Source organism: Nostoc sp. CHAB 5836, from assembly GCF_020829445.1.
GTDB lineage: Bacteria > Cyanobacteriota > Cyanobacteriia > Cyanobacteriales > Nostocaceae > Nostoc.
Genome location: NZ_JAIVFV010000335.1, coordinates 1 through 3,329, shown reverse-complemented (window position 1 = coordinate 3,329; position 3,329 = coordinate 1). Strand labels below are relative to the sequence as shown.

Below are 3,329 nucleotides of genomic sequence, written 5' to 3'. Positions count from 1 at the left end.
CTGATTTTAGGGCAAGCGATCGGACGTTGGGGCAATTTCTTTAATTCTGAAGCTTTTGGTGATCCTACCGATTTACCCTGGAAGCTGTATATTCCACTAGAGCATCGTCCTCTAGAGTATGTTAGTTTCGATTACTTTCATCCCACCTTCCTCTATGAATCTCTGTGGAATTTAATGGTGTTTACGCTACTAATAACGTTGTTTTTCCGGTCTTTATCCGGTAAGCCACGCCTGAAGGTAGGCACACTGTTTCTAGTTTACTGGCCAGCCTACAGCTTAGGACGCTTGTGGATTGAAGGCTTTCGCACTGATAGTTTGATGCTAGGGCCATTACGGATGGCACAAGTAGTCAGTAGTCTAGGAATTTTATTGGGATTAGTTGGATTAGCTTGGCTTTACTTACTCAAACGCCCTTTGCCCGATGTAGTTCCTACTCCTAAAGGGAGTGGGGAGTAGCGGGGGATGAGGGGGATGAGGGGGATGAGGGAGCAGATAAAAAATGCCCCAGAATATTCTCTAGGGCTTAACCAGGGTGCATCTACCATTACTATCTACTAGGGAAAGAGGGTGAATCCGGAAAGATACTGAAGAAATTGCCAAAAAATTTTTTGAGGGATTGCCGTGTGTTCTTTTAAACGTGAATATACAGAAAATTGGAGTGATAAAAAAACATTATATGCTATGGAACCATCTGTGTATATTGTCGGAGCAGGGCCTGGAGATCCTGATTTATTAACGCTGAAGGCGCAGAAACTACTGGCTGTGGCTGATGTGATTTTATTTGCTGATTCTTTAATACCCGAACAAATTTTAGAACTTTGCCGAAAAGATGCCGAGATCATTAGAACTGCGAATCAGACTTTAGAAGAGATTTTGGCGATTATGATCGATAGGGTGCGATCGCAGCACAAGTCTCTAGTCCGTCTTCATTCTGGCGATCCTAGTCTCTACAGCGCCATCCACGAGCAAATGCACCTCCTAAGAGAGGCAAATATTCCTTTTGAAGTCATACCTGGTATCAGCGCCTTTCAAGCTGCTGCTGCCAAACTCAAAGTAGAACTGACTGTCCCCGGTTTAGTGCAAACCATAATTTTGACACGCATCAGCGGACGTACAGAAGTCCCTGCTACTGAAGAATTGGCGACTCTTGCAGCACATCAGGCTAGCCTCTGCCTGTATTTAAGTGCGCGTCACGTCGAAAATGCCCAAGGGAAACTACTTGAACATTATCCAGCCGAAACCCCCATTGCGATTTGCTTTCGTATCGGATGGCCTGATGAAAAAATCAGGGTTGTCCCCCTGAATCAAATGGCAGACTCCACTCATCAAGAAAAGCTAATTCGTACTACACTTTATATCATTAGTCCAGCACTCTCGACAGCAACAGGGCGATCGCGTTTATATCATCCGGAACATAGTCATCTATTTCGCTCATCTGATGACTAAAGTCTGTGGTCAAGACTAAGTTAATCTGGCAGGTGTAGGATAGAGATCTTACATCAACTCGTGATTTTTTATGTCTGCTACGCCTCTTGTATCTCAGGTTGACTTACACAACCCAGAAAAATCAGAATTAATCCCTCCCCTACTAGGTTGTACTGTTGCCGAGTTAACTACTTGGGTGCAGCAGCACGGACAACCTGCTTACAGAGGAAAGCAGCTCCATGAATGGATCTATGACAAGGGAGTGCGATCGCTATCTGATATTTCTGTATTCTCTAAGCAATGGCGCAAAGAAGTAGCAGAAATCCCCATTGGGCGCTCCATTTTACACTATCGCTCTGTAGCCCCCGATGGCACGGTGAAATATCTTTTACTATTAACAGACGGACAAATTATTGAAACTGTCGGCATCCCCACCTTCGCAGAAGGGGGAGAAGGGCCAAAAGCTCGTCTGACAGTTTGCGTCTCTACTCAGGTGGGTTGCCCAATGGCGTGTGATTTCTGCGCTACTGGTAAAGGAGGCTACAAGCGTAACCTAGCACGGCACGAAATTATCGATCAGGTGTTAACTGTGCAAGAAGATTTTCAGCAACGGGTGACCAATGTGGTGTTTATGGGATTGGGTGAACCGTTGTTGAATACTGAGAATGTCTTAGCAGCGCTGAAATCTCTAAATCAAGATGTCGGTATAGGAGCGCGATCGCTTACAGTTTCTACAGTTGGTATTCGCGATCGCATTCGTCAGTTCGCGCAAAACCATTTGCAAATCACTCTCGCTGTCAGTCTCCATGCACCCAATCAAGCACTGCGAGCAAAACTCATCCCCAGCGCCCGCACCTATCCTCTAGAAGATTTACTGGCCGAATGTCGAGAATATGTGGAAATCACTGGCCGCCGCGTTACCTTTGAATATGTCCTCCTCGCTGGTGTTAACGATTTACCAGAACACGCATTAGAACTTTCAAAATGCTTGCGAGGATTCCAAAGTCATGTGAATTTGATTCCCTACAATCCCATTCAAGAAGTAGACTACAAACGCCCCAACCGCGATCGCATTCAAGCCTTTGTTAACGTCCTCAAGCAGCAAAATATTGCTGTTACTGTCCGCTATTCCCGTGGTTTAGAAGCGGATGCTGCTTGCGGGCAATTGAGAGCAAGTAAGAATTAATTCCTAATGACGCTCTCTACGAGACGCTTTAGAAGTGAGAAGCAAGCTACGTCAATTTTGTTTTGCATCTCAGAAGGCTTCGTGCTGACTACAAACCCTCAAAACTAGCGCCTCACTTGTAGATAGCAGTTATCCTGTTTGGAGAGTGACGCAATCACTCTGTATTACTGTCAGTGTCCTCAAGCTGAGAACCTTAGCAATTGCTGCAACAAGGCATCGGGAGAAATTGTTATCTTAAAGTTAAGCGATCGCTCAACCCAACCTATAACAATTGACAAAATAACCCTATGTTCAATCGCTCATTGATGCTTAAATTATCGTTACTGGTAATTGTTCTTGCAGAAGCTTTACCGATAAATTCTCCTGCCTATGGACAAATAATTCCGACAAATCCTCAGCAACGCGAGTCCTTTCAAGAAAGAATGAGTCAACAACAGCTCGAGCAAACTCAGCAAATGCAACAGAAACTTCAGGAAATACGCCTACGGCTAAACCTTCAACAACCACAACTACAACAACAGAGAGGACAACACCAAGAATTTACACAACAACGCCAAGAACTCAGACGCCTACAACAACTGAGACTACAACACCAACCTGCTACCGTGAGGCGAGGTAAACCAGGTACACCTGTCCATAGCAGTGTCCCAATGAAACTCAGAATAAATCCTTCTGTAATTACCGCAGATATTTGGTTTCGCAAATAGTGCGTATTTGC

General features: G+C 44.8%; 4 protein-coding genes. All 4 read left to right on the top strand.

The genetic code is table 11. The features are described 5' to 3' along the window. On the top strand, window positions 1–456 hold a 456-nt coding region (gene lgt, locus LC605_RS31960), incomplete at its 5' end, for a prolipoprotein diacylglyceryl transferase (RefSeq protein ID WP_229551392.1). A 225-nt stretch (window positions 457–681) separates the two neighbouring features. Then, entirely contained in the window at window positions 682–1,446 is a 765-nt protein-coding gene (gene cobM / locus LC605_RS31955; RefSeq protein ID WP_229551393.1) for a precorrin-4 C(11)-methyltransferase, read from the top strand. Window positions 1,447–1,516: 70 nt separating this feature from the next. Then, window positions 1,517–2,611 carry a 23S rRNA (adenine(2503)-C(2))-methyltransferase RlmN gene (gene rlmN / locus LC605_RS31950; RefSeq protein ID WP_229551391.1) on the top strand — a complete coding sequence of 365 codons (1,095 nt, stop codon included), beginning with the start codon at window positions 1,517–1,519 and terminating at the stop codon, window positions 2,609–2,611. A gap of 287 nt (window positions 2,612–2,898) precedes the next feature. Further along, on the top strand, window positions 2,899–3,318 hold the full coding sequence (locus LC605_RS31945) for a hypothetical protein (protein WP_229551390.1): 420 nt from the start codon (window positions 2,899–2,901) through the stop codon (window positions 3,316–3,318). Window positions 3,319–3,329: the final 11 nt, after the last annotated feature.